Below are 21790 nucleotides of genomic sequence, written 5' to 3'. Positions count from 1 at the left end.
CAATAGATCATATGAACAAGTGGATGACCCTGTTATTGCTGATATGGTGTGGGAAAGGAAGTGCGCAGCAATTGCAGGTAGTTAACCTGCGAACAGACAGTAAAACAAATCCTGTAGGTTGTCAGCTGACGCCAGGACTTAGCTGGCAGCTGTCAGCCGATTACTATAGCTGTACTCAGCAGGCCTATCAGCTTCAGCTATCTGAAGATAGTACTACCTTATCAGCAAAAGCACATACCAGCAAGCGTATTGTCGATACCAACGCCTCCTGCAGGTTGCTGCCCGCTACGGTCAATCTCAGTCTACAACCGGCACGTACTTATTACTGGCGTGTACAGGTATGGGATAAAGAAGGTCGTACCTCCGGGTGGAGCAGGATAGCGCATTTTACTACCGAATTGAAAACAGTAGCAGATTGGAAAGGCGCTCAATGGATCGGTTATGAACAGATACCTGATTCCATGCTGGTAGTACCAGGTGTACACAGAGGTACTGACAAGTTCTACGAGAAACATAAAGCGCAGCAAAGGCCTGTAGTTCCACTGTTTCGCCGGGAATTTAGTGCCACGGGAAAGATTAAAAGCGCCCTGTTGTATATCAGTGGATTAGGGCATTATGAAGCCAGCCTTAACGGCAATAAACTGGGAGATAACTTCCTCGCTCCTGGCTGGACGCACTACAATGAAACAGCACTTTACAACACCTATGATATCACTTCACAGCTCAGACAAGGTGCGAATACGCTGGGTGTGATTGTCGGTAATGGCTTCTTTAATGTGAATAAAGAACGTTACCGTAAGTTGTCAATCGCCTATGGTATGCCACGCATGATCTGTAGATTGCTGATCACTTATGAAAATGGCAAAGTACAGGATATCATTTCCGGTCCGGATTGGAAAACGGCTCCTTCTCCTATAACCTTCAGCAGTATATATGGGGGAGAAGATTATGACGCCTCTAAAGAACAGACAGGCTGGGATCAACCGGGCTTTGATGACGCCACATGGAAGTCCGTTATTACCCTTAAAGCAACAGAGAAACGTTTGCTACCGGAAGAAGATCACCCGGTGAGGGTGATGGAAGTATTGCCGGTAAAAGCAGTTACACGACCGCAAACCGGCGTATACATGTATGACTTCGGACAGAATGCTTCGGGTATTGTGTCACTGAAAGTGAAAGGAAAGAAAGGACAGACTATCAAACTGATTCCTGCTGAACTGATCAATGACAGTAAGCTGGCCAACCAGAAAGCCACTGGCGGACCGTATTATTTCAGCTACACATTAAAAGGCGATGGGGAAGAGAGCTGGAGGCCACGATTTACTTACTATGGTTTCCGGTATGTACAGGTAGAGGGCGCTGCGCCAGACACGGCCTCAGATAGAGGCGACCTGCCTGTGCTGACCAACCTTGACCTTCTACATACCCGTAATGCAGCGCCGGTTAATGGCACATTCTCCTGTTCTAATGACTTGTTCAATCGTATACATACCCTGATACTGTGGGCTATTAAAAGCAATATGCAGAGTGTGCTGACGGATTGTCCGCATAGAGAAAAACTCAGCTGGCTGGAACAGGACTACCTGATGGGCAATGCTATACAATACAACTATGATATTGACCTGTTATACCGTAAGCTGATCCGGGATATGCAGGAAGCACAAACTAAAGAAGGGCTGGTACCTGATATTGCACCGGAGTATGTATTTTTTGACGATAAAGGATTTGGCTTCCGCGATTCTCCTGAATGGGGTAGTGCCAGCGTCATTGTACCCTGGCTGACTTACCGCTGGTATGGAGACAAATCCATTATCAATAGTGCCTACCCGATGGCCCGTAAATATGTGGAATATCTGACATCCAAAGCGGTGAACAATCTACTATCATACGGCCTGGGAGATTGGTTTGACAATGGACCTAACCGGCCGGGAGTGGCGCAGTTAACACCTGTAGGCGCGTCAGCAACAGCTATCTATTACTATGATATTGTATTAACTGCAAAGATGGCAACGATACTGGGTAAAGCAGCAGATGCCACCGCATTGAATAAGCTGGCCGCTACGGTAAAAAGTGCTTATAACAATGCATACTTCAATCCCGCTACGAAAGTTTACGCTACCGGCAGTCAGACGGCCATGGCGATGCCGCTATGCGTTGGTCTGGTGGACAGTGCTGACCGCAAAGCAGTGTTCAATAACCTGGTTGATTCCATTCGTCAGCAGGGCAAAAAACTGACAGCCGGCGATATCGGCTTCCACTTCCTGGTGCAGGCATTGCAGGAGGGCGGGGCTTCCGACCTGCTCTATGAAATGAACAATCGCAGCGATGTAGCAGGATATGGCTTTCAGCTTGCGAAAGGGGCAACAACCTTAACAGAATCCTGGGCAGCATTGGAGCAGGTTTCTAATAATCACCTGATGTTAGGCCACCTGATGGAATGGTTTTATACCGGACTCGGAGGTATTACGCAATCACCTGAATCAGTAGGTTATCGCCAGATACAGATCTGTCCCGAACTGGTAGGTGATATTACCTGGGTCAAAACCACCTATAATACGCCACACGGAACTGTTCGGAGCGCCTGGAACAAGAAGGGAGGGAAGGTGACTTATAACATCAGTATTCCGCCTAATACAACGGCTATTGTCAAGCTCCCGGCTACCAAAGACCGGCCAGTCAGCGCAGTTAGTGGTAATGCTGGACAAGTGAATGCGCTTGACGTGCAGCGGTACGAAGAGGGTAGGGCCGTGATTCATTTAGGGTCAGGAGATTATGAATTATTGGGCGCAGCGGTATTGTAGGTTGCCGGGAATTGTTAGGTAAAAGTATGGGTATTATTCGCTGAAGGTGGTACTAAGAGGTGAAGATACGGTTGACTTGAGTAGTCCAAGCGACGGCCAAGCGACCTCCAAGCGACGGCCAAGCTGTAGACATGGGTAGTCCAAGCGACGAACAAGCGACGAACAAGCGACGGCCAAGCCGTGGACTTAAGTAGTCCAAGCGGCGAACAAGCGACGGCCAAGCGACGGCCAAGCCGTGGACTTGAGTAGTCCAAGCGACGAACAAGCGACGGCCAAGCGACGGCCAAGCCGTGGACTTGAGTTGTCCAAGCGGCGAACAAGCGACCTCCAAGCGACGGCCAAGCCGTGGACTTGAGTAGTCCAAGCGGCGAACAAGCGACCTCCAAGCGACGGCCAAGCCGTGGACATGGGTAGTCCAGGCGGCAAACAAGCGACGGCCAAGCAACCTCCAAGCAAAATACAAGTGGATAACTAGCCGTCGTACACAATAAATGCCCGCCGACTGCCCTAGGCTTTTCCGGTAACGATTGCGTAAATAAAGCCTTCCCGCTGCTTCCTGAAATGGTAGATTTTTTTTAGCTTGTCCAATTCTGTTGGTGAATAATTCCTTGTTATGAAAAAGTACTTGTCTGTTATTTTCTTACCCGTTTTATTGCTGCTATGTGCGCAAATGTCGGCACAGGATACACGTGCCCGCCTGGTGGTAGCCACGGATGGAACAGGCGACTACAAGACTATCCAGGAAGCTGTGAATGCAGTCAGGGACTTTACACTATTCCGGGTAACTATCTTCATCCGTAAAGGTGTGTATCATGAGAAATTATGTATACCTACCTGGAAGTGCAGTATCACATTACAGGGAGAAGACAGGGATAGCACCATCATTACCAATGCCGATTATTCCGGCAAGGATTACCCCGGTAAAGATGCCTCCGGAAGAACAAAATTTGGTACGTTCACCTCTTATACTGTACTGGTTGCAGGCGATGATATCATAGCAGAGAATCTGACATTTGAAAATGCCGCCGGCCCTGTCGGACAGGCAGTAGCACTTCACGTAGAAGGAGATCGCTGCATATTCCGTAACTGCCGGTTATTAGGTAATCAGGATACTTTCTATGCAGGCAGGGCAGATAGCAGACAGTATTTCCAGGATTGTTATATAGAGGGAACGACAGACTTCATATTCGGCGCAGCAACTGTGTGGTTTGAAGGATGTACTATCCACAGTAAAAGAGATTCTTATATCACAGCTGCTTCTACTACACAGCGTCAATCTTATGGCCTGGTATTTAATCATTGCAGACTCACGGCAGATAGTACTGCCCGAAAGGTATACCTCGGCCGTCCCTGGAGGCCCTATGCAGCAACTTTGTTTATGAATAGTGAGCTGGGATCCCACATACACCCTGACGGGTGGCATAACTGGGGAAAACAGGAAAACGAACTCACAGCACGGTACAATGAGTATAACAATAGCGGAGCAGGTGCCGTTACAACCAGACGTGTTGCATGGGCGAAACTGTTAACAGCAAAGCGTGGAAAATATATTACACTTACTAAAGTATTTGGCAATTGGGATCCATTAAAGTAATAATTGTAGCTTGTCTTTTCATGCCGTTGCGCTTGTTTGCACAGCAGGTGAATGAATCTTCCGGGAATGCACAGGTACTCAATCCTGTGTTGAAAAAGTATGTAGCGCGTTTCAATTCGCTCGATTCAGAATATGTGAAGAATCATGTGAGTAATGCACAGGCTTACGAATGGCTGCAGGAAAATGTGCCGTTATTTGAATGTCCGGACACGACTATTGAACAGACCTACTATTACCGGTGGTGGACGTTCCGCAAACATCTGAAGGAAACCCCTGATGGTTTTATCTTCACAGAATTTATCTTGCCAGTGAAACATGCAGGCAGGTTTAATGCGCTGAGCTGCGCCTTCGGCCATCATGTATATGAAGGCCGCTGGTTAAAGAATAAGACCTACATAGATCAGTATATCCGGTATTGGTACCTGAAAGATGCGCAACAGAAAGCGCCCCGCTTTCATCAGTTCAGCAGCTGGGCACCTGATGCTATCTATAGCCGCTTCCTGACGGATGGCGATAGCGGTTTTGTGAAAGAGCTGTTACCATATATGGATGCCGATTATCGGCTCTGGGAACAGGAGAAGCGTTTGCCCGACGGCCTCTTTTGGCAATTTGATGTGAAGGATGGAATGGAAGAATCTATCAGTGGTGCACGCCGGGAAAAGCATACCCGCCCTACCATCAGCAGCTACATGTATGGTAATGCCAAGGCCCTGGCAAAGATAGCGGTAATGGCTGGGAATGATACCCTGACAGCCCGTTATACTGCTGATGCAGCCAGGATCAGGCGACTGGTACAGGACAGGTTATGGGATGATACCGCAGCGTTTTTTAAAGTCAGGCAGGCCATAAAAGGCAGAAGCGATACCCGATTCTCCAATGCGAGGGAACAAATAGGTTTTATACCCTGGTATTTTGATCTCCCTGCGGATAAGGCAAAGTATGCAAAAGCCTGGGAACAACTAACGGATACAAGCGGGTTTGATGCCCCATGGGGTATTACCACAGCAGAAAGAAGACACCCCCTGTTCCGCTCTCACGGATCAGGAGGCTGTGAGTGGGATGGTGCATTATGGCCCTTTGCCACCACCCAGACACTCAAAGGCCTGGCTAATCTGCTTACGAACTATAAGCATAGGGATGGGATGACGTCCGACGTATACTACAATACGCTACAGGTATATGCCCGTTCTCACCAGAAAAACGGTGAACCATACCTGGGTGAATACCAGGATGAACGTACCGGCTATTGGCTGAAAGGAGATGATCCGAGAAGTAGTTACTATAACCATTCAGGCTTCTGTGACCTTGTGATCAATGACCTTATCGGTCTGAAGCCCGCTGCTGATAATAAACTTGAAATATCTCCGCTGATACCTAAAGGTAAGTGGGACTGGTTTTACCTGGAAGAAGTACCATATCACGGAAAGCTGGTAAGTGTGATCTGGGACAAAACAGGCAAGCGGTATGGCAAAGGAAAAGGGCTGAGGGTGATGGTAGATGGAAGGGAAGTGTATAGCGGGAAAGATTTGAAGCGGGTAGTTGTGAAACGGTTATAAACAGTAATTTAATTTTATGTTACTCCCATTCAGCATAGCTGGATGGGAGTATTGTTTTATAACCCGCTTTCAATGGTCAACTGCCTTGCAATGGTAGGCTAGGCAGCGTATGGTTTTGGATACAGGTTGGGTGGCCGGCAGTGCATCATTCCCAATACAAAGATTTCCTACCTTTAGCCCCTCAATTAACTCCTAAACGACACAGTTATGAACAACCCGAAGCGCTTGTTAACAGCCCTTCTGCTATTAGCAGCACTCAGCGGGAAGGCCCAGACTACAAAACAGTCCTTCCTGAATAATCTTATTAAACGAATGACGCTGGATGAAAAGATCGGCCAGCTCAACCTGTTAACCAGTGATATGGATGTTACCGGCCCCTTCATGAAACCTGGCTATAAGAAGGACATTGAAGCAGGTCTGTGTGGCTCCATCTTTAACGCTTATACACCTCAGTACACCCGCCAGTTACAGGATATGGCCATGAAAACCCGGCTGAAGATACCACTGCTGTTCGGCTATGATGTTATCCACGGGCACAAGACGATTTTCCCTATTCCTTTAGGCGAAGCCTGTACCTGGGACATGGTATTACTGGAGCAAAGCGCCAGGATCGCCGCACAGGAAGCGAGCGCTGACGGCTTACAATGGACTTATTCACCTATGGTAGATGTTGCCCGTGACCCACGCTGGGGACGTGTAGCAGAAGGGGTAGGTGAAGACACCTGGTATGGTGTTCAGGTAGCGAAGGCAAAGGTGAAGGGTTACCAGGGATCAGACTTGTCTGCCAATAATACCATACTGGCCTGTGTGAAACACTTTGCACTGTATGGAGCCATTGAGGCAGGACGAGACTACAACACAGTAGATATGAGCCGTCGCCAGATGTACCAGTACTATCTGCCTCCGTATAAGGCAGCAATTGACGCGGGTGTGGCAACCGTTATGACCTCTTTCAACGAGATAGACGGTACGCCGGCTACCGCGAACAAGTGGCTACTGACAGATCTTCTAAGAAAAGACTGGGGCTTCAAAGGGTTTGTAGTGACTGATTATACCTCCATCAACGAGATGATCTCCCATGGAAATGTGAAAGATGAGTATGAGGCAGGCGCTGCTGCATTGAATGCAGGCGTGGATATGGATATGCAGGGAAGTGTCTTCTCCGGTCAGCTGAAAAAGCTGGTACAGGATGGAAAAGTTACCCAAAAGACAATAGATAGTGCGGTATATCGCATACTGGCAGCCAAATATGACCTGGGATTGTTCAAAGATCCGTATAAGTACTGCGACAATGCCAGGGCAGAAAAAGAGATTATGTCGGCAGAGAACCTGGCTGCTGCACAAAAGATAGCGGAGCGCTCTATTGTTTTGTTGAAAAACCACAATCAGCTGCTACCATTGAAAAAGGACGCTAAAATAGCCCTGATTGGTCCGCTGGCCGACAGCAAAAGAGACATGATTGGTAACTGGTCTGCCGCTGGCGACTTTAATAAGGCCGTAACCTTGCTGGAAGCGCTGAAGAAGAAAGGGGCCAACGTGCATTACCTCCCGGGGGCACATTATACCGCCGACACTACCTTATACAAAAGGGCCACCCAAAAAGCAAAGCTGGATGCAGCTGATACTGCTGATAGTCAGCAGATGCTGGCAGCAGCAGTAGCACTGGCACAGCAGTCTGACATCATAGTGATGGCTTTAGGAGAATCGCAGGGCATGACCGGAGAGGCAGCCAGCCGCTCCAACATCAGTATTCCGGAAAACCAGCAGGCACTTCTGAAGGCAGTATACGCCACCGGTAAACCAGTGGTATTGGTACTGATGAATGGCCGGCCTGTAACCCTGGAATGGGAAGATGCCCATATACCTGCTATCCTCGAAACATGGTTTCTGGGTACAAAAGCGGGTGATGCCATTGCGTCGGTATTGTATGGCGACTATAACCCGTCGGGTAAACTGACCATGAGCTTCCCGCGTAATGTAGGCCAGATACCCATATACTATAACCATAAAAATACCGGCCGGCCCATGAATCCGTCCAATAAGTATTCTACCAAGTACCTGGATACTGACAATGAACCCCTGTATCCGTTCGGTTATGGACTGAGTTATACAAAGTTTACCTATGGAGAGTTACAACTGAGTAAACAACAGATGACCGCCTCAGATAAGCTGCAGGTCAGTATACCGGTTACCAATAGCGGTAATTATGACGGGGAAGAGGTAGTACAACTCTATATCCGCGACCTGGTAGGCTCAGTAACACGCCCCGTTAAGGAGCTGAAAGGGTATAAAAAGATCGCATTAGCAAAGGGGGAGACGAAGACAGTTACTTTCGAGATAGCCGTGGAAGACCTGAAGTTCTATGATAAGGATATGCGCTGGAAGGCTGAACCAGGCGATTTTACGGTTTTTGTGGGCACAAATAGCCGGGACGTAAGGTCGGCAGGGTTTACATTAAAATAACAGGTCAGAAGGTAAAAATTAATTTGATTATTCAAAATAGTTATTACCTTCGCATCATTATTCAAATTATGAGCATCAACGTACATACCCATCATCACCATCATTCTTACCGCGCAGGTAGGCTGGGATGATTTTATGTACTAAATAATAAAGAAATTAGAACATGATCAGGGGCTTACCGAACGGTAAGCCCCTTTTTTGTTTTCACCGGAATATTGATAAAATATGAAACTCAGAATTGCGATTCAGAAATCCGGTCGTTTACACGACGACTCCATCAAATTGTTGAAAGAATGCGGCATAGACATCAACAATGGTGTTAATAAGCTGAAAACAGAAGCCAGCAACTTTCCGCTGGAAGTCTTCTTCCTGAGGGACGATGATATTCCGCAATACGTGGAAGACGGCGTAGCAGACATCGGTATCGTAGGTGAAAACGTAATCCTGGAAAAAGGTCGCCCTGTCCGAATCGCAGAAAAGCTGGGTTTTGGTAAATGCCGCCTGTCCCTGGCCGTATCTAAGACAGTAGAATACAATGGCGTGCAGGACATGGATAAACTGCGTATCGCTACCAGCTATCCGGTGATCTTACAGAACTTCCTCAATGAAAACAATATTACTGCAGAGATCCATGAGATCAGTGGTTCAGTAGAGATAGCGCCTGGTATCGGTCTGGCAGATGCCATCTGCGACCTGGTAAGCAGTGGTTCTACGCTGTTTATGAACGGCCTGAAAGAGGTGGAAGTAATCCTGAAATCAGAGGCAGCACTGATCAGTAACAATAACCTGACGCCAGAGCAGGAAGCGCTGTTGCAGAAGCTGTTGTTCCGTATCCAGGCCGTGAAGAAAGCAAAGAACAACAAGTATGTACTGCTCAATGCTCCGAATGATAAAGTGCAGGACATTATCAAACTGCTGCCAGGTATGAAGAGTCCTACCGTACTGCCGCTGGCAGAAGAAGGCTGGAGCTCCGTACACTCCGTGCTGAATGAAAATGCTTTCTGGGATATCATTGAAAATCTGAAAGCTGCCGGTGCCCAAGGTATACTGGTAGTACCGATCGAAAAGATGATCATGTAACATCTCATCCGGTCATTACACCTACTATCTTACTGATGCAATAGCAGGTCGGTGATGTAAAAGGCAACAATAGCTTGTTGCTGAAAGCATCACCGGCACTGAAAGCAAAGCGTCAACTGAAACAATTAATCCTTAATTCTTAATGTTTAATTGAGAATGCAATTCTTCAAATATCCTGAACGCTCACAATGGCCGGAACTATTACAAAGGCCGGTTTTAGATACAACAGCATTGGAAACCAGCGTGAGTAACATACTCGCCGCTGTACAACAGGAAGGTGATACTGCCGTACGCAGGTATGCACAACAGTTTGATAAAGTCAGCCTCGATGCGCTTGAAGTTAGTCCGGCGGAATTTGCAGCAGCAACAGCCTCGCTAGATGCAGCTCTGAAGAAAGCCATTCTCCAGGCGAAGCAAAATATTGAAGTGTTTCATAAAGCACAGCAGGAGCACAGCAAGATTATTGAAACAATGCCGGGCGTACAATGCTGGCGTAAGCCGGTGGCCATTGAAAAAGTGGGACTGTATATTCCGGGAGGTTCAGCACCGTTGTTTTCAACAATACTGATGCTGGGTATACCTGCGATGATTGCTGGTTGTAAGGAGATTATTCTCTGCACCCCTTCCAATGCTGCCGGAGAAGTACATCCCGCAGTGTTATTTGCAGCGCAGGAAGTCGGCATTGAACGCGTATTTAAAATAGGTGGTGTACAGGCGATTGGTGCAATGGCATATGGTACAGAAAGCGTACCGCGTGTACATAAAATATTCGGTCCGGGCAACCAGTACGTAACATGTGCAAAGCAACTGGTGAACAAAAGCGGCGTAGCAATAGATATGCCTGCTGGCCCTTCAGAAGTGGCTGTATTGGCAGATGAAACATGTGTGCCTGCCTTTGTAGCTGCAGATCTGCTTTCTCAGGCAGAACACGGCCCCGATAGTCAGGTGCTGCTGGTCACCACTACAGATGAAATTGTAGCGGAAGTGCAGAAAGAAGTAGCCGCTCAACTGGCCCAGTTGCCCCGTCAGGATATAGCTGCACGTGCTTTGGAAAACAGCCGTATCATATTGGTAAAAGATACAGCCGAGGCTATGGAACTGCTGAATACCTATGCGCCTGAACACCTTATCGTAGCTTGTAAAGATGATATAGCTATTGCAGATGCAGTGGTGAATGCAGGTTCTGTATTCCTTGGTAACTACTCTCCGGAAAGCGCAGGCGACTATGCTTCCGGTACTAACCATACCCTGCCTACCAACGGTTATGCAACAGCTTACAGTGGCGTATCACTGGATAGTTTTGTGAAGAAGATCACCTTCCAGCGCCTGACACAGGAAGGATTGCAGCAGATCGGTAATACTATCGAGATCATGGCGGCAGCTGAAGGACTGGATGCGCATAAGAACGCAGTAACAGTACGTCTCAAACAAAAGGCTCAATCTTAAAACTAACTACTATGTTCGATCTGAACAGCTTACTACGCGATAATATAAAACGCCTGGTGCCTTACTCTACCGCCAGGGATGAATTTAAAGGAGAAGCATCAGTATTCCTGGATGCCAATGAAAACAGTTTTGGTTCTCCGTTGCCGGTCAACTATAACCGCTACCCTGACCCGATGCAGTGGAAGGTAAAATATAAGCTGGCTGACATTAAAGGCGTGCCTCCGCAGAACATCTTTCTCGGTAATGGCAGTGATGAAGTCATTGATGTGTTGTACCGCTCATTTTGTCGTCCCGGAGTTGACAATGTAGTATTGTTCCCACCAACTTATGGCATGTATGAAGTAAGTGCTAATATCAATGATGTAATCGTAAGGAAGGTGTCGCTTACCCCCGATTACCAGATAGATATGGCCGCGCTGCAGGAAGCGGTGGACGAACATACAAAGCTGATCTTTATCTGCTCTCCGAATAATCCTACCGGTAACTCTATCAAACGTGCAGATATAGAGATGATCCTGAATAACTTCGATGGTATTGTTGTGGTGGATGAAGCTTATATCAACTTCGCCCGTCAGAAAACATTCATTGCCGAACTGACGGAGTATCCTAACCTGGTTGTAATGCAGACGCTCTCCAAAGCCTGGGGACTGGCAGCTTTACGCGTAGGGATGGCATTCGCAGGAGAAGAGATTATCAATGTCCTGAACAAAGTAAAGCCTCCGTATAACATCAATCAGGCAGCACAGGACCTGGTACTGGAAGCCTTGGATAACATTACGCAGGTGAATGAATGGATACGTGAGACAGTTGTGGAAAGAGATAAACTGGCAGCAGGTCTGATTCAGTTGCCACAGGTACTGGAAGTATACCCGAGTGATGCCAACTTCCTGCTGGCTAAAACAACAGATGCAAAAGGTATCTATAATCACCTGGTAGAAAAAGGTATTATTGTGCGTGACCGTTCGAAAGTGGAACTGTGTAATGGTTGTCTGCGCATTACCGTAGGAACACCGGATGAGAATACCGTGTTGCTTCAGACGATTGCAGAAGTGCAGGTAACAGCTTAATACAGCTCATTAAGATATCTCCGGCAGCATCATATCTCTGCCGGCCAGGAAAACATAAAGCGCCATAATTACAGTATAATGAAAAGAGTCCTCTTCATAGACAGGGATGGTACCATGATCAAGGAAGTACCTCCAACTTACCAGATCGATAGCCTCGAAAAGGTAGAATTTTATCCGAAGGTATTTACCTATCTGGCTCGTATAGCAGCAGAGCTGGATTATGAACTGGCCATGGTAACCAACCAGGACGGCCTGGGTACGAATAGTTTCCCGGAAGCCGATTTCTGGCCTGCTCAGAACTTCATTCTGCGTGCTTTTGAGAACGAAGGAGTGAAGTTTGATGCAGTGTTCATAGACCGCTCTTTCCCGCACGAAAATGCGCCTACGCGTAAGCCGGGCACAGGTATGCTTACCAGGTATTTCTCTCCGGACTATGATTTGGCTAATTCATTCGTGATCGGTGATCGTATCACAGATGTACAGTTGGCAAAGAACCTGGGTGCTAAAGCCATCTGGATCAATGAAGGTACAGGACTTGGCGGAGCAGAAATCAGCGGGGATGCAGCAGCGCTGAAAGATACTATTGCACTGGAATCGACTGACTGGGAGAAGATATACGAGTTCCTGAAGGTAGGGCTGCGTACAGTTACGCATACCCGTACAACCAAAGAAACAGATATAACTATCGCTATCAACCTGGATGGTACCGGTAAGGCCGATATCAGCACCGGATTGGGCTTCTTCGATCATATGCTTGATCAGATTGCCCGTCATGGCAGTATAGATCTTACCGTAAAGGCCAAAGGAGATCTGCATATTGATGAGCATCATACGATAGAAGACACTGGGCTGGCATTAGGCGAAGCAATGGCACAGGCACTGGCTGACAAAAGAGGCATAGAGCGCTATGGATTCTGCCTCCCTATGGATGATTGTCTGGCACAGGCTGCTATTGATTTTGGCGGCCGTAACTGGATTGTCTGGGACGCTAAGTTCAATAGGGAGAAAATAGGGGAAATGCCGACAGAAATGTTCTTCCACTTCTTTAAGTCATTTTCTGACGCAGCTAAGTGTAATCTGAATATCAAAGCTGAAGGTGAAAATGAGCATCACAAGATAGAAGCAATATTCAAAGTGTTTGCGAAAGCTATCAAGATGGCAGTAAAGCGTAACCCGATGAATATGCAGCTGCCAAGTACCAAAGGGGTATTGTAGCCGTCTGGTGAGGGTAAGATATCCCAAACGACTGAGGTGACAAATACAGGGAGTATTGACAGAAAATCAATAATTCCCCCGGAAGTTGTCACTTCACCACGAATCTCAAAATAAATTTGCATGTTTTCAAAAAACACCGGATATTTGTTTCGCAAGAAATTTAAACATGACAACAATTATTACAAACAAGCATTGGTGGTGGCACAATATCAGATCCTGATAGTGTGTTACAGTGCCATGTTTCGTAATGAGATATAATTGGAAGGCCCGCTGTTACACAGCGGGCCTTCTTCGTTTTTAAGATAGTCTCCCGACAAAACTCAATCACAAATCCAATGGGCAGTATTCAAGTCAAATCCAAATTCAAAAAAATGCTGGCAGACGTATTTACGCCTGTTGGTATTTATCTGCGGCTCCGCGACAAATTCCCCGGTACAGTATTGCTGGAAAGTACAGACTATCGTGCCAGCGAAAACAGCTTCTCTTTTATCTGTATCCAGCCGATAGCAGGAATAGAGGTAACAAGTACCAAGGACTTTGAATTTAAATATCCAAACCTCCCGCCAGAAAGGAAACAACTCAAGAACAAGCAGAGTGTACTGACTGAATTGGAGAAATTCCTCGGTAACTTCTCCTTCGTTGATAAACCAGTACTACCCGTAGTACACAGCCTGTTTGGATATAGCACATTTGAGTCTGTTCAATTCTTTGAGACAATAGAGTTTAATAAAGACAAGCAGAACGGTAATACCATCCCGCTGATGCGTTACAGGTTTTACCAGTATATAATCGCCATCAACCACTTCAAAGATGAGTTGTATCTGTGCGAAAATCAGGTGGATGGCCTTGATAGCGAGTTTGATCACATTGAATCACTCATCAGGCAGAAAGATGTGCCTAGCTATGGCTTCAAGGCAGAGGGATCAGAAAAAAGCAACTTTACTGATGAGCAATTTATGGAGATTGTCGAAAAAGGAAAACAACATTGCTTCCGCGGAGACGTTTTCCAGGTAGTACTCTCCAGAGCTTTCCAACAGCAGTTCAAAGGTGATGAATTTAATGTATACCGCGCACTCCGCTCTATTAACCCTTCTCCTTATCTCTTCTTCTTCGATTATGGTGACTATAAACTGATGGGTTCTTCCCCGGAAGCACAGCTCATCATCAAAGATAATAAAGCAACCATCCATCCGATAGCAGGTACTTTCAAACGTACAGGCAATGATGAGCAGGATCGTGAATTAGCAGCAAGACTGCTGGAAGATCCTAAAGAGAATGCAGAACATGTGATGCTGGTTGACCTGGCAAGGAATGACCTGAGTAGACTGGCTACTGATGTGGAAGTAGACTCTTATAGGAAAATACAATACTACTCACACGTTATTCACCTTGTTAGTGAGGTGACCGGTAAGATACAGCCGGGACTAAATCCATTCTCGCTGCTGGCAGCTACATTCCCGGCAGGTACGCTGTCAGGTGCGCCTAAGTATAGAGCGATGGAGATCATTGATGAAAATGAGCCAACTGCACGCGGCTTCTATGGTGGATGTATCGGCGCTGTAGGCTTTAATGGCGATTTCAACCACGCAATTATGATACGTTCCATACTCAGTAAGGCAAATACGCTGTACTATCAGGCAGGCGCTGGTGTAGTAGCCAAGTCTGTCGCGCAGTCTGAGATGGAAGAAGTGAACAATAAACTGAATGCTTTAAAACAGGCCATCATCCTGGCTCAAAATATCTGACATGAACATTCTGGTATTTGATAACTACGACTCTTTTACATATAACCTGGTACACCTGGTGGAAAAGATCATCAATGGCAAAGTAACTGTTGTGCGCAATGATGAGATTCCGTTAGAGAAAGTAAAAGATTACGACAAGATTATTTTGTCTCCAGGACCCGGCATTCCTGAAGAAGCAGGGCTGTTGCTGCCTTTGATTAAAGAATATGCATCCAGCAAATCTATATTCGGCGTATGCCTCGGGCAACAGGCTATAGGGGAAGCATTTGGCGCTAAGCTGATCAACCTGAAGGATGTATACCATGGTGTTGCTACCAATGTAAATATCACTGCCAGAGATGGACGCCTGTTCAATGGCCTGCCTGATCAGCTGGAAGTAGGCCGTTACCATTCCTGGGTGGTGGATGCAGCAACACTGCCGGCCGAACTGACTGTTACCGCAAAAGATGATAACGACTTCATCATGGCATTACAACATAAGACATACGATGTAAGCGGAGTACAGTTCCATCCGGAAAGTGTACTTACGCCACAGGGCGAAATGATATTGCGTAACTGGTTGAATGCATAAATTCCAAGCAATGAAAAAGATACTGAACTACTTATTTGAACATAAAACATTTACCCGCGATGCCGCTAAAGAGATACTGATCAGTATTTCAAAAGGCATGTACAATGAGAGTGAATTGGCCGCCTTTATGACAGTATTCCTCATGCGTAGCATCACGGTAGACGAACTGCTTGGCTTCCGCGATGCCTTACTGGAACTTTGTATTCCCGTAGATCTGAATGGGTATGATGTACTGGATATCGTAGGTACTGGCGGCGATGGTAAAAATACCTTCAATGTATCCACACTGTCTTGCTTCATCGTGGCAGGCGCGGGTGGTAAGGTGGCTAAACATGGTAACTACGGAGTCTCTTCAATCAGCGGTGCATCCAACCTGATGGAATCTGCCGGATACAAATTCAAGAACGATGATGCTAAACTCAGACAGGAACTGGAAGAAGCAGGTGTTTGTTTCCTGCATGCACCATTGTTCCACCCTGCCTTGAAAAATGTGGCAGGCATCCGCCGTCAGCTGGGTATCCGCACATTCTTCAATATGCTGGGACCATTAGTGAACCCGGCTTTTGCACAACATCAGCTGATAGGTGTGTACAGCCTGGAACTGGCAAGAGTGTATAACTACCTGTTCCAACAAACTGACAAACGCTATGCAATTGTTTATAGCCTCGATGGATATGATGAGATCTCATTAACTGCTGATACCCGTGTTATCACCAATGAAGGTGAAAAAGACTGGACACCTGAACAGCTGGGTAAACGTAAAGTGTATCCTGAAGATATCTACGGTGGTAATACAGTAGAAGCAGCCGCAAAGATCTTTATGAAGATCCTGAAAGGAGAAGGTACCTGGGCACAAAACTCTGTGGTGCTGGCAAATGCTGCAATGGGCCTGTATTGTATGAAGAAATATGATAACTATGCAGATTGTTTTCAGGCGGCTGTGGAGTCGCTGGAATCAGGTGCTGCACATAATGCATTCAAGAAGCTGATAAGCCTGCAATCATGAAGAATATCCTTACAGAAATAGTCGCTCATAAGCGTATCGAAGTAGCGGCTCTGAAACAACAGCGAAGTGTGGAAGTACTGGAACAGGCAGCCTGGTTCAAGCGCCCGACGTTGTCAATGGCGCAGTTCCTGCAGGACCCTGCAAAGACAGGAATCATTGCTGAGTTCAAACGCCGCTCTCCTTCAAAAGGAGTGATCAATGGTACTGCTACTGTGCAGGATGTGACAACTGCCTATGCCCGCTGTGGCGCATCGGCTCTGTCTGTACTCACAGATGAAAAGTTCTTCGGTGGTACTTCAGAAGACCTTCAGCAGGCACGTACACTGAATCATATACCGGTATTACGCAAAGATTTTATAGTAGATGAATACCAGATCATAGAGGCGAAAGCTATTGGTGCAGATGTTATTCTGCTGATTGCCGAATGCCTCACTAAACAGGAGGTTGCACATCTGGCACAATTTGCGCATAACCTGGGACTGGAAGTGCTCTTGGAAGTGCATAGCGGGGATCAGCTCGAAAAGGTAACAGATCATATACAGTCAGTAGGTGTAAATAACCGTGATCTTACTACTTTTAATGTAGATTTTAACCGTTCCTGCGAGCTGGCACCGCAGATACCCGCCGGTAAATGTAAAGTAGCAGAAAGCGGTATCAGCAATACCGATGCGATCATTACACTGAAACAGGCAGGTTTCCAGGGCTTCCTGATCGGGGAGAACTTCATGAAGCAGGATAGTCCGGCCAGGGCGTTTGAACAATTTGTTACAGAACTGGCTAATAAATCAGTACAATGAAAATAAAGGTCTGCGGTATCACCAGGAAAGAAGACCTGCAACGGCTCATAGAGTACCAGGTAGACTATGCCGGATTCATATTCTATGAGAAGTCGCCTCGTTTTGCTGCCAGCAAAATTGACGCACGCACTGTACGGGAGATTACTGGAATAAAGAAAGTAGGCGTATTCGTGAATGCTTCACAGGAACAGGTGCTACGCACCATCCTGGACTTTGGCCTGGATATGGTGCAACTGCATGGTGATGAAACACCAGCTTTCTGTGCTGCGATCCGGGAGAAAGTCACGGTGATCAAAGCTTTCCGTGTAGGAGAAGATGTCAACTGGGACGCGCTGCTTGCTGCTTATATGCCGGTAACTGATTATTTCCTTTTTGATACAGAAGCAGGCAAAGCATATGGTGGTACAGGCAAACGCTTCAACTGGGAATTATTACAGACATATCCATATACACATCCTTTTTACCTGAGTGGAGGAATAGGATTGGAAGAAACTCCCGAACTGCTGCAATTGCAGCTGCCGGCACTATTCGCAGTAGATGTCAATAGCAGGTTTGAAGAGCAACCAGGTATAAAGAATATGGAAAAGGTACGTTTGTTTATAGATCAGATTCAATCAACTTACTTAAAATAGTCATAGCATGAAGATAGCGGATAGCACGTTCGGCTCTAAGTATCATGTAGATGAGAAAGGTTTTTACGGACGGTTCGGTGGAGCATACATCCCGGAGATGTTGTTTCCTAATGTGGACGAGTTGCAACGTAACTACCTCAAGATTCTGAAAGATCCGGCCTTTCAGCAGGAGTTTGATGACCTGTTGAGAGATTATGTAGGTCGTCCTTCTCCTTTGTATTTCGCCAAACGTTTGTCTGAGAAATACAAAGCGCAGATCTATCTTAAACGTGAAGACCTCAACCATACAGGCGCACATAAGGTTAACAATACTATTGGTCAGATACTCCTGGCAAAGCGACTGGGTAAGACACGTATCATTGCAGAAACCGGCGCAGGACAACACGGCGTTGCTACTGCTACAGTATGTGCCCTGATGGGACTGGAATGCGTGGTGTATATGGGTAGTATCGACATTCAGCGTCAGGCACCAAATGTAGCCCGTATGAAGATGCTGGGTGCAACCGTTGTTCCTGCCACCAGTGGCAGCCAGACCCTGAAAGATGCCTGTAACGAAGCTATCCGTGACTGGATTAACAATCCGGTGAATACACACTATATACTCGGCACGGCTGCCGGCCCACATCCTTATCCTGACATGGTTACCCGTTTCCAGTCTGTAATAAGTGAAGAGATTAAGAAGCAACTGCTTGAAAAGACAGGCAAGGCTAATCCGGATTACGTGATGGCCTGTATCGGTGGTGGCAGTAACGCCGCCGGCGCATACTACCACTTCCTGGATGAGCCGGATGTGAAGCTCATTGCAATAGAAGCAGGTGGTAAAGGTGTCCACTCAGGTCATTCCGCAGCTACTACACAGTTAGGAAAGCTGGGTATCATTCATGCCAGCAAGACCCTGCTGATGCAAACGGATGACGGTCAGATCACTGAACCATACTCTATATCTGCCGGCCTGGACTACCCGGGTATTGGCCCATTGCATGCACATCTTTATGAGACCGGCCGTGCAACCTTCCTCAATGCGACAGATGAAGAAGCATTACAGGCAGCCTATGAACTGACCAGACTGGAAGGAATTATCCCTGCGCTGGAGTCTTCTCATGCACTTGCAAAACTGGCACAGGTTGCCTTCAAACCAAATGATGTGGTAGTAGTATGCCTGAGCGGCCGTGGTGATAAAGACATGGAAACATACATTCGTAATTTGCCCGGTAATACTGGCGGTAACGTATAAATACATTTTTATGAGCAATCGTATAGATCAATTATTTGCCGGCAAAAAAACAGGTGTACTAAATATCTATTGCACAGCAGGATTTCCTGAGCTCAACGATACCCTGCCTGTAATGAAATCGCTGCAACAGCATGGAGCTGATATGATAGAATTAGGTATGCCATTCTCTGATCCCCTGGCAGACGGCCCTGTTATACAGGATAGCAGTACCCGTGCCATCAAAAATGGAATGAGCCTTAAAGTCCTGTTTGAACAGCTGAAAGATTTCAGACAGCAGATACACCTGCCTGTGTTGCTGATGGGATACCTGAATCCTGTATTGCTGTATGGCATTGAGAACTTCTGTAAGAAATGTGCTGAAGTAGGCGTAGACGGTGTTATCTTACCCGACCTGCCCATGGATGAATATGAAACTGAGTATAAACCCGTTTTTGAGCAATATAACCTGCATCTGATATTCCTGGTTACACCGGAAACTACGGAAGACAGGATCAGAAAGATAGATACTGTTAGTAAAGGATTTATCTATGCTGTATCTTCATCTTCTACTACCGGTAAGGATAAGGACATGGGCCATCAGCAGGCTTATTTTGAGCGCCTGAATGCATTGCAACTTACTAATCCGGTATTGATCGGGTTTGGTATTAAAGATAAAGCTACCTTTGAGGCAGCCGCATCTCACAGCAATGGAGGGATTATCGGTACTGCCTTTATCCGCGCTATTGAAAATACGACCAACCTGGATACCTCAATAAAAGAATTTATTGCAGGGGTAAAACACAACTAGTATATGAAAACGGTTATCATAAAATACAATGCCGGTAATATCCGTTCGGTAATGTTCGCATTGGACAGAATAGGGGTGGAAGGTATTGTAACGGACGATCCGGAGACAATTAAATCTGCAGATAAAGTTATCTTTCCTGGCGTAGGAGAAGCCAGTACCGCCATGAAATACCTGCAGGAAAGAAAACTCGATAAGCTTATTACAGACCTTAAACAGCCGGTATTGGGCATCTGCCTCGGTATGCAGCTGATGTGTAAACATTCGGAAGAAAATAATACACCCTGCCTGGGCATCTTCGACGTAGAAGTAAAACGCTTTACATCTCCGGTAGACAATCTTCTGAAAATACCACAGATAGGCTGGAATAATATCACAGGACTATACAGCACTATGTTTGAGCATGTGCCTGAAAACTCTTACATGTATTTTGTGCACAGCTACTACGCAGCGCTTTCATCTGAAACAGTAGCTACTGCTAACTATGTTATCAACTACAGTGCAGGCTTGCAGAAAGACAACTTCTATGCAGTACAGTTCCACCCTGAGAAGTCAGCTGTAGCTGGTCAGAAAATACTTGAGAACTTCCTGAAGTTATAGTATGGCTATACAGATAAGAAGAATTGTCATTGATGATGCTTTACCATTACGCAGAGATGTGCTGTATCCGGAGTGGGAACTACATGCAGTCAGAGTCGATCATGATGACGACGGACTGCATTTTGGGTTATATGAAGATACCAGACTAAGAGGAGTGGTGTCGCTTTTCCTGCAGAAAGACAGTGCTCAGTTCCGTAAACTGGCAATACATCCTGATGTGCAAGGCAAACGATATGGCAGTCTGCTGATGCAATATGTAGAAGATTTCTGCCGGAAAGAACATGTCAAAACCTTATGGTGTAATGCACGTGATACTGCTGCCGGCTTTTATAAGAAACGTGGGTATGAATATGTAGGGGATCATTTCACAAAAGATAATATTGTCTTCATCAAAATGAAAGTACAACTTGACAGAAAAACGGATACCGGTATTACCGTTATTCCGGCTATCGATATTATAGATGGAAAGTGCGTGCGCCTTACACAGGGGGATTATGCACAGAAGAAAGTATATAATGAGCATCCGCTGGAAGTAGCCAAGGCATTTGAAAGTATTGGCGTCAGCCGCTTGCACCTGGTAGATCTGGATGGAGCAAAGAAAGGTGCTGTTGTTAACTGGAAAGTACTGGAAGCCATTGCAGGTAAAACTAACCTGGTAATTGACTTTGGCGGCGGCATCAAAACAGAAGATGATCTGCGTATTGTGTATGAGAATGGCGCTGCGCTGGCTACTATCGGAAGCATCGCAGTAAAAGATCCTGCCCTTTTTGCCAGCTGGGTAAAGAAATACGGTGCAGATAAAATCTTCCTGGGCGCTGACGTAAAAGAGGAAAAGATTGCTGTAGGTGGATGGCTGGAAACAACTGAACTCTCTGTTTTTGATTTCCTTCAGGAAAATATCAAGCAGGGTGTCAATCATATCTTCTGTACTGATATAGCTAAAGACGGTCTGTTACAGGGGCCTTCTGTCGCCCTATATGAAAAGATATTACAACAGTTTCCGGGTATTGATTTTGTTGCCAGCGGAGGTGTCAGCACAATGGCTGATGTACATACACTGGCTGAAATCGGGTGTAGCGGTGTGATTGTCGGTAAGGCAATCTATGAGGAAAAGATCAGTATGAAGGAACTGGCAGACTTTATCAAATCAAAAAACTAGCCATCGGCAATCAGTACCAAGGGTTGATAAGCTACACTCA

The 21790-nt window shown here is 46.3% G+C and carries 17 protein-coding genes; all 17 read left to right on the top strand.

What is annotated here, in order from left to right; genetic code table 11:
* Nucleotides 1–11 precede the first annotated feature (11 nt).
* Nucleotides 12–2801: a family 78 glycoside hydrolase catalytic domain gene (locus tag K1Y79_RS07255; RefSeq protein WP_220249328.1), complete on the top strand. Its 2790-nt coding sequence runs from the start codon at nt 12–14 to the stop codon at nt 2799–2801.
* A 613-nt stretch (nt 2802–3414) separates the two neighbouring features.
* Nucleotides 3415–4395, top strand: coding sequence for a pectinesterase family protein (locus K1Y79_RS07250; RefSeq protein WP_220249327.1), 981 nt, complete (start codon nt 3415–3417; stop codon nt 4393–4395).
* Between the two features lie 20 nt (nt 4396–4415).
* The gene (locus tag K1Y79_RS07245; RefSeq protein ID WP_236059516.1) at nt 4416–5951 is read left to right on the top strand and encodes an MGH1-like glycoside hydrolase domain-containing protein; all 1536 of its coding nucleotides are present in this window, start codon (nt 4416–4418) and stop codon (nt 5949–5951) included.
* Nucleotides 5952–6158: 207 nt separating this feature from the next.
* Nucleotides 6159–8414, top strand: coding sequence for a beta-glucosidase BglX (bglX, locus tag K1Y79_RS07240; protein WP_220249325.1), 2256 nt, complete (start codon nt 6159–6161; stop codon nt 8412–8414).
* A 225-nt stretch (nt 8415–8639) separates the two neighbouring features.
* Entirely contained in the window at nt 8640–9494 is an 855-nt protein-coding gene (gene hisG, locus K1Y79_RS07235) for an ATP phosphoribosyltransferase (protein WP_220249324.1), read from the top strand.
* A gap of 156 nt (nt 9495–9650) precedes the next feature.
* Nucleotides 9651–10940, top strand: coding sequence for a histidinol dehydrogenase (hisD, locus tag K1Y79_RS07230; RefSeq protein WP_220249323.1), 1290 nt, complete (start codon nt 9651–9653; stop codon nt 10938–10940).
* An 11-nt stretch (nt 10941–10951) separates the two neighbouring features.
* Entirely contained in the window at nt 10952–12007 is a 1056-nt protein-coding gene (hisC, locus tag K1Y79_RS07225) for a histidinol-phosphate transaminase (RefSeq protein ID WP_220249322.1), read from the top strand.
* Nucleotides 12008–12085: 78 nt separating this feature from the next.
* Entirely contained in the window at nt 12086–13222 is a 1137-nt protein-coding gene (gene hisB / locus K1Y79_RS07220) for a bifunctional histidinol-phosphatase/imidazoleglycerol-phosphate dehydratase HisB (RefSeq protein ID WP_220249321.1), read from the top strand.
* 335 nt (nt 13223–13557) lie between these two features.
* Nucleotides 13558–14967, top strand: a complete 1410-nt coding sequence (locus K1Y79_RS07215; RefSeq protein WP_220249320.1) for an anthranilate synthase component I family protein — start codon at nt 13558–13560, stop codon at nt 14965–14967.
* Between the two features lies 1 nt (nt 14968).
* Complete coding sequence (locus K1Y79_RS07210) at nt 14969–15538, top strand: anthranilate synthase component II (RefSeq protein ID WP_220249319.1); 570 nt, start codon at nt 14969–14971, stop codon at nt 15536–15538.
* Between the two features lie 10 nt (nt 15539–15548).
* On the top strand, nt 15549–16544 hold the full coding sequence (gene trpD / locus K1Y79_RS07205; RefSeq protein ID WP_220249318.1) for an anthranilate phosphoribosyltransferase: 996 nt from the start codon (nt 15549–15551) through the stop codon (nt 16542–16544).
* Nucleotides 16541–17341 carry an indole-3-glycerol phosphate synthase TrpC gene (trpC, locus tag K1Y79_RS07200; protein WP_220249317.1) on the top strand — a complete coding sequence of 267 codons (801 nt, stop codon included), beginning with the start codon at nt 16541–16543 and terminating at the stop codon, nt 17339–17341. The genes trpD and trpC overlap by 4 nt, the downstream gene beginning before the upstream one ends.
* The gene (locus K1Y79_RS07195; RefSeq protein WP_220249316.1) at nt 17338–17973 is read left to right on the top strand and encodes a phosphoribosylanthranilate isomerase; all 636 of its coding nucleotides are present in this window, start codon (nt 17338–17340) and stop codon (nt 17971–17973) included. Before trpC ends, K1Y79_RS07195 begins: the two co-directional genes overlap by 4 nt.
* Before the next feature lie 7 nt (nt 17974–17980).
* Entirely contained in the window at nt 17981–19207 is a 1227-nt protein-coding gene (gene trpB, locus K1Y79_RS07190; RefSeq protein WP_220249315.1) for a tryptophan synthase subunit beta, read from the top strand.
* A 10-nt stretch (nt 19208–19217) separates the two neighbouring features.
* Nucleotides 19218–19994 carry a tryptophan synthase subunit alpha gene (gene trpA, locus K1Y79_RS07185; protein WP_220249314.1) on the top strand — a complete coding sequence of 259 codons (777 nt, stop codon included), beginning with the start codon at nt 19218–19220 and terminating at the stop codon, nt 19992–19994.
* A 3-nt stretch (nt 19995–19997) separates the two neighbouring features.
* Nucleotides 19998–20591 (top strand): imidazole glycerol phosphate synthase subunit HisH, encoded by a 594-nt coding sequence (gene hisH, locus K1Y79_RS07180; RefSeq protein ID WP_220249313.1) that lies wholly within the window; start codon nt 19998–20000, stop codon nt 20589–20591.
* Between the two features lies 1 nt (nt 20592).
* Nucleotides 20593–21750 (top strand): 1-(5-phosphoribosyl)-5-[(5-phosphoribosylamino)methylideneamino]imidazole-4-carboxamide isomerase, encoded by a 1158-nt coding sequence (hisA, locus tag K1Y79_RS07175; RefSeq protein WP_220249312.1) that lies wholly within the window; start codon nt 20593–20595, stop codon nt 21748–21750.
* Nucleotides 21751–21790: the final 40 nt, after the last annotated feature.

It is taken from the genome of Chitinophaga rhizophila (assembly GCF_019492185.1).
Taxonomy (GTDB): domain Bacteria; phylum Bacteroidota; class Bacteroidia; order Chitinophagales; family Chitinophagaceae; genus Chitinophaga; species Chitinophaga rhizophila.
Note: the sequence above shows the minus strand (reverse complement) of the source record. Positions and strands in the feature narration are given on the sequence as shown.

Bases quoted from the DNA above. Each gene is read 5' to 3' on its own strand.
- hisG (WP_220249324.1), top strand. From the start codon at position 8,640: ATGAAACTCAGAATTGCGATTCAGAAATCCGGTCGTTTACACGACGAC.
- bglX (WP_220249325.1), top strand. From the start codon at position 6,159: ATGAACAACCCGAAGCGCTTGTTAACAGCCCTTCTGCTATTAGCAGCA.
- hisH (WP_220249313.1), top strand. From the start codon at position 19,998: ATGAAAACGGTTATCATAAAATACAATGCCGGTAATATCCGTTCGGTA.
- K1Y79_RS07250 (WP_220249327.1), top strand. From the start codon at position 3,415: ATGAAAAAGTACTTGTCTGTTATTTTCTTACCCGTTTTATTGCTGCTA.
- hisD (WP_220249323.1), top strand. From the start codon at position 9,651: ATGCAATTCTTCAAATATCCTGAACGCTCACAATGGCCGGAACTATTA.
- hisB (WP_220249321.1), top strand. From the start codon at position 12,086: ATGAAAAGAGTCCTCTTCATAGACAGGGATGGTACCATGATCAAGGAA.
- trpA (WP_220249314.1), top strand. From the start codon at position 19,218: ATGAGCAATCGTATAGATCAATTATTTGCCGGCAAAAAAACAGGTGTA.
- trpC (WP_220249317.1), top strand. From the start codon at position 16,541: ATGAAGAATATCCTTACAGAAATAGTCGCTCATAAGCGTATCGAAGTA.
- hisA (WP_220249312.1), top strand. From the start codon at position 20,593: ATGGCTATACAGATAAGAAGAATTGTCATTGATGATGCTTTACCATTA.
- K1Y79_RS07210 (WP_220249319.1), top strand. From the start codon at position 14,969: ATGAACATTCTGGTATTTGATAACTACGACTCTTTTACATATAACCTG.
- K1Y79_RS07255 (WP_220249328.1), top strand. From the start codon at position 12: ATGAACAAGTGGATGACCCTGTTATTGCTGATATGGTGTGGGAAAGGA.
- hisC (WP_220249322.1), top strand. From the start codon at position 10,952: ATGTTCGATCTGAACAGCTTACTACGCGATAATATAAAACGCCTGGTG.
- K1Y79_RS07245 (WP_236059516.1), top strand. From the start codon at position 4,416: ATGCCGTTGCGCTTGTTTGCACAGCAGGTGAATGAATCTTCCGGGAAT.
- trpD (WP_220249318.1), top strand. From the start codon at position 15,549: ATGAAAAAGATACTGAACTACTTATTTGAACATAAAACATTTACCCGC.
- K1Y79_RS07215 (WP_220249320.1), top strand. From the start codon at position 13,558: ATGGGCAGTATTCAAGTCAAATCCAAATTCAAAAAAATGCTGGCAGAC.
- trpB (WP_220249315.1), top strand. From the start codon at position 17,981: ATGAAGATAGCGGATAGCACGTTCGGCTCTAAGTATCATGTAGATGAG.
- K1Y79_RS07195 (WP_220249316.1), top strand. From the start codon at position 17,338: ATGAAAATAAAGGTCTGCGGTATCACCAGGAAAGAAGACCTGCAACGG.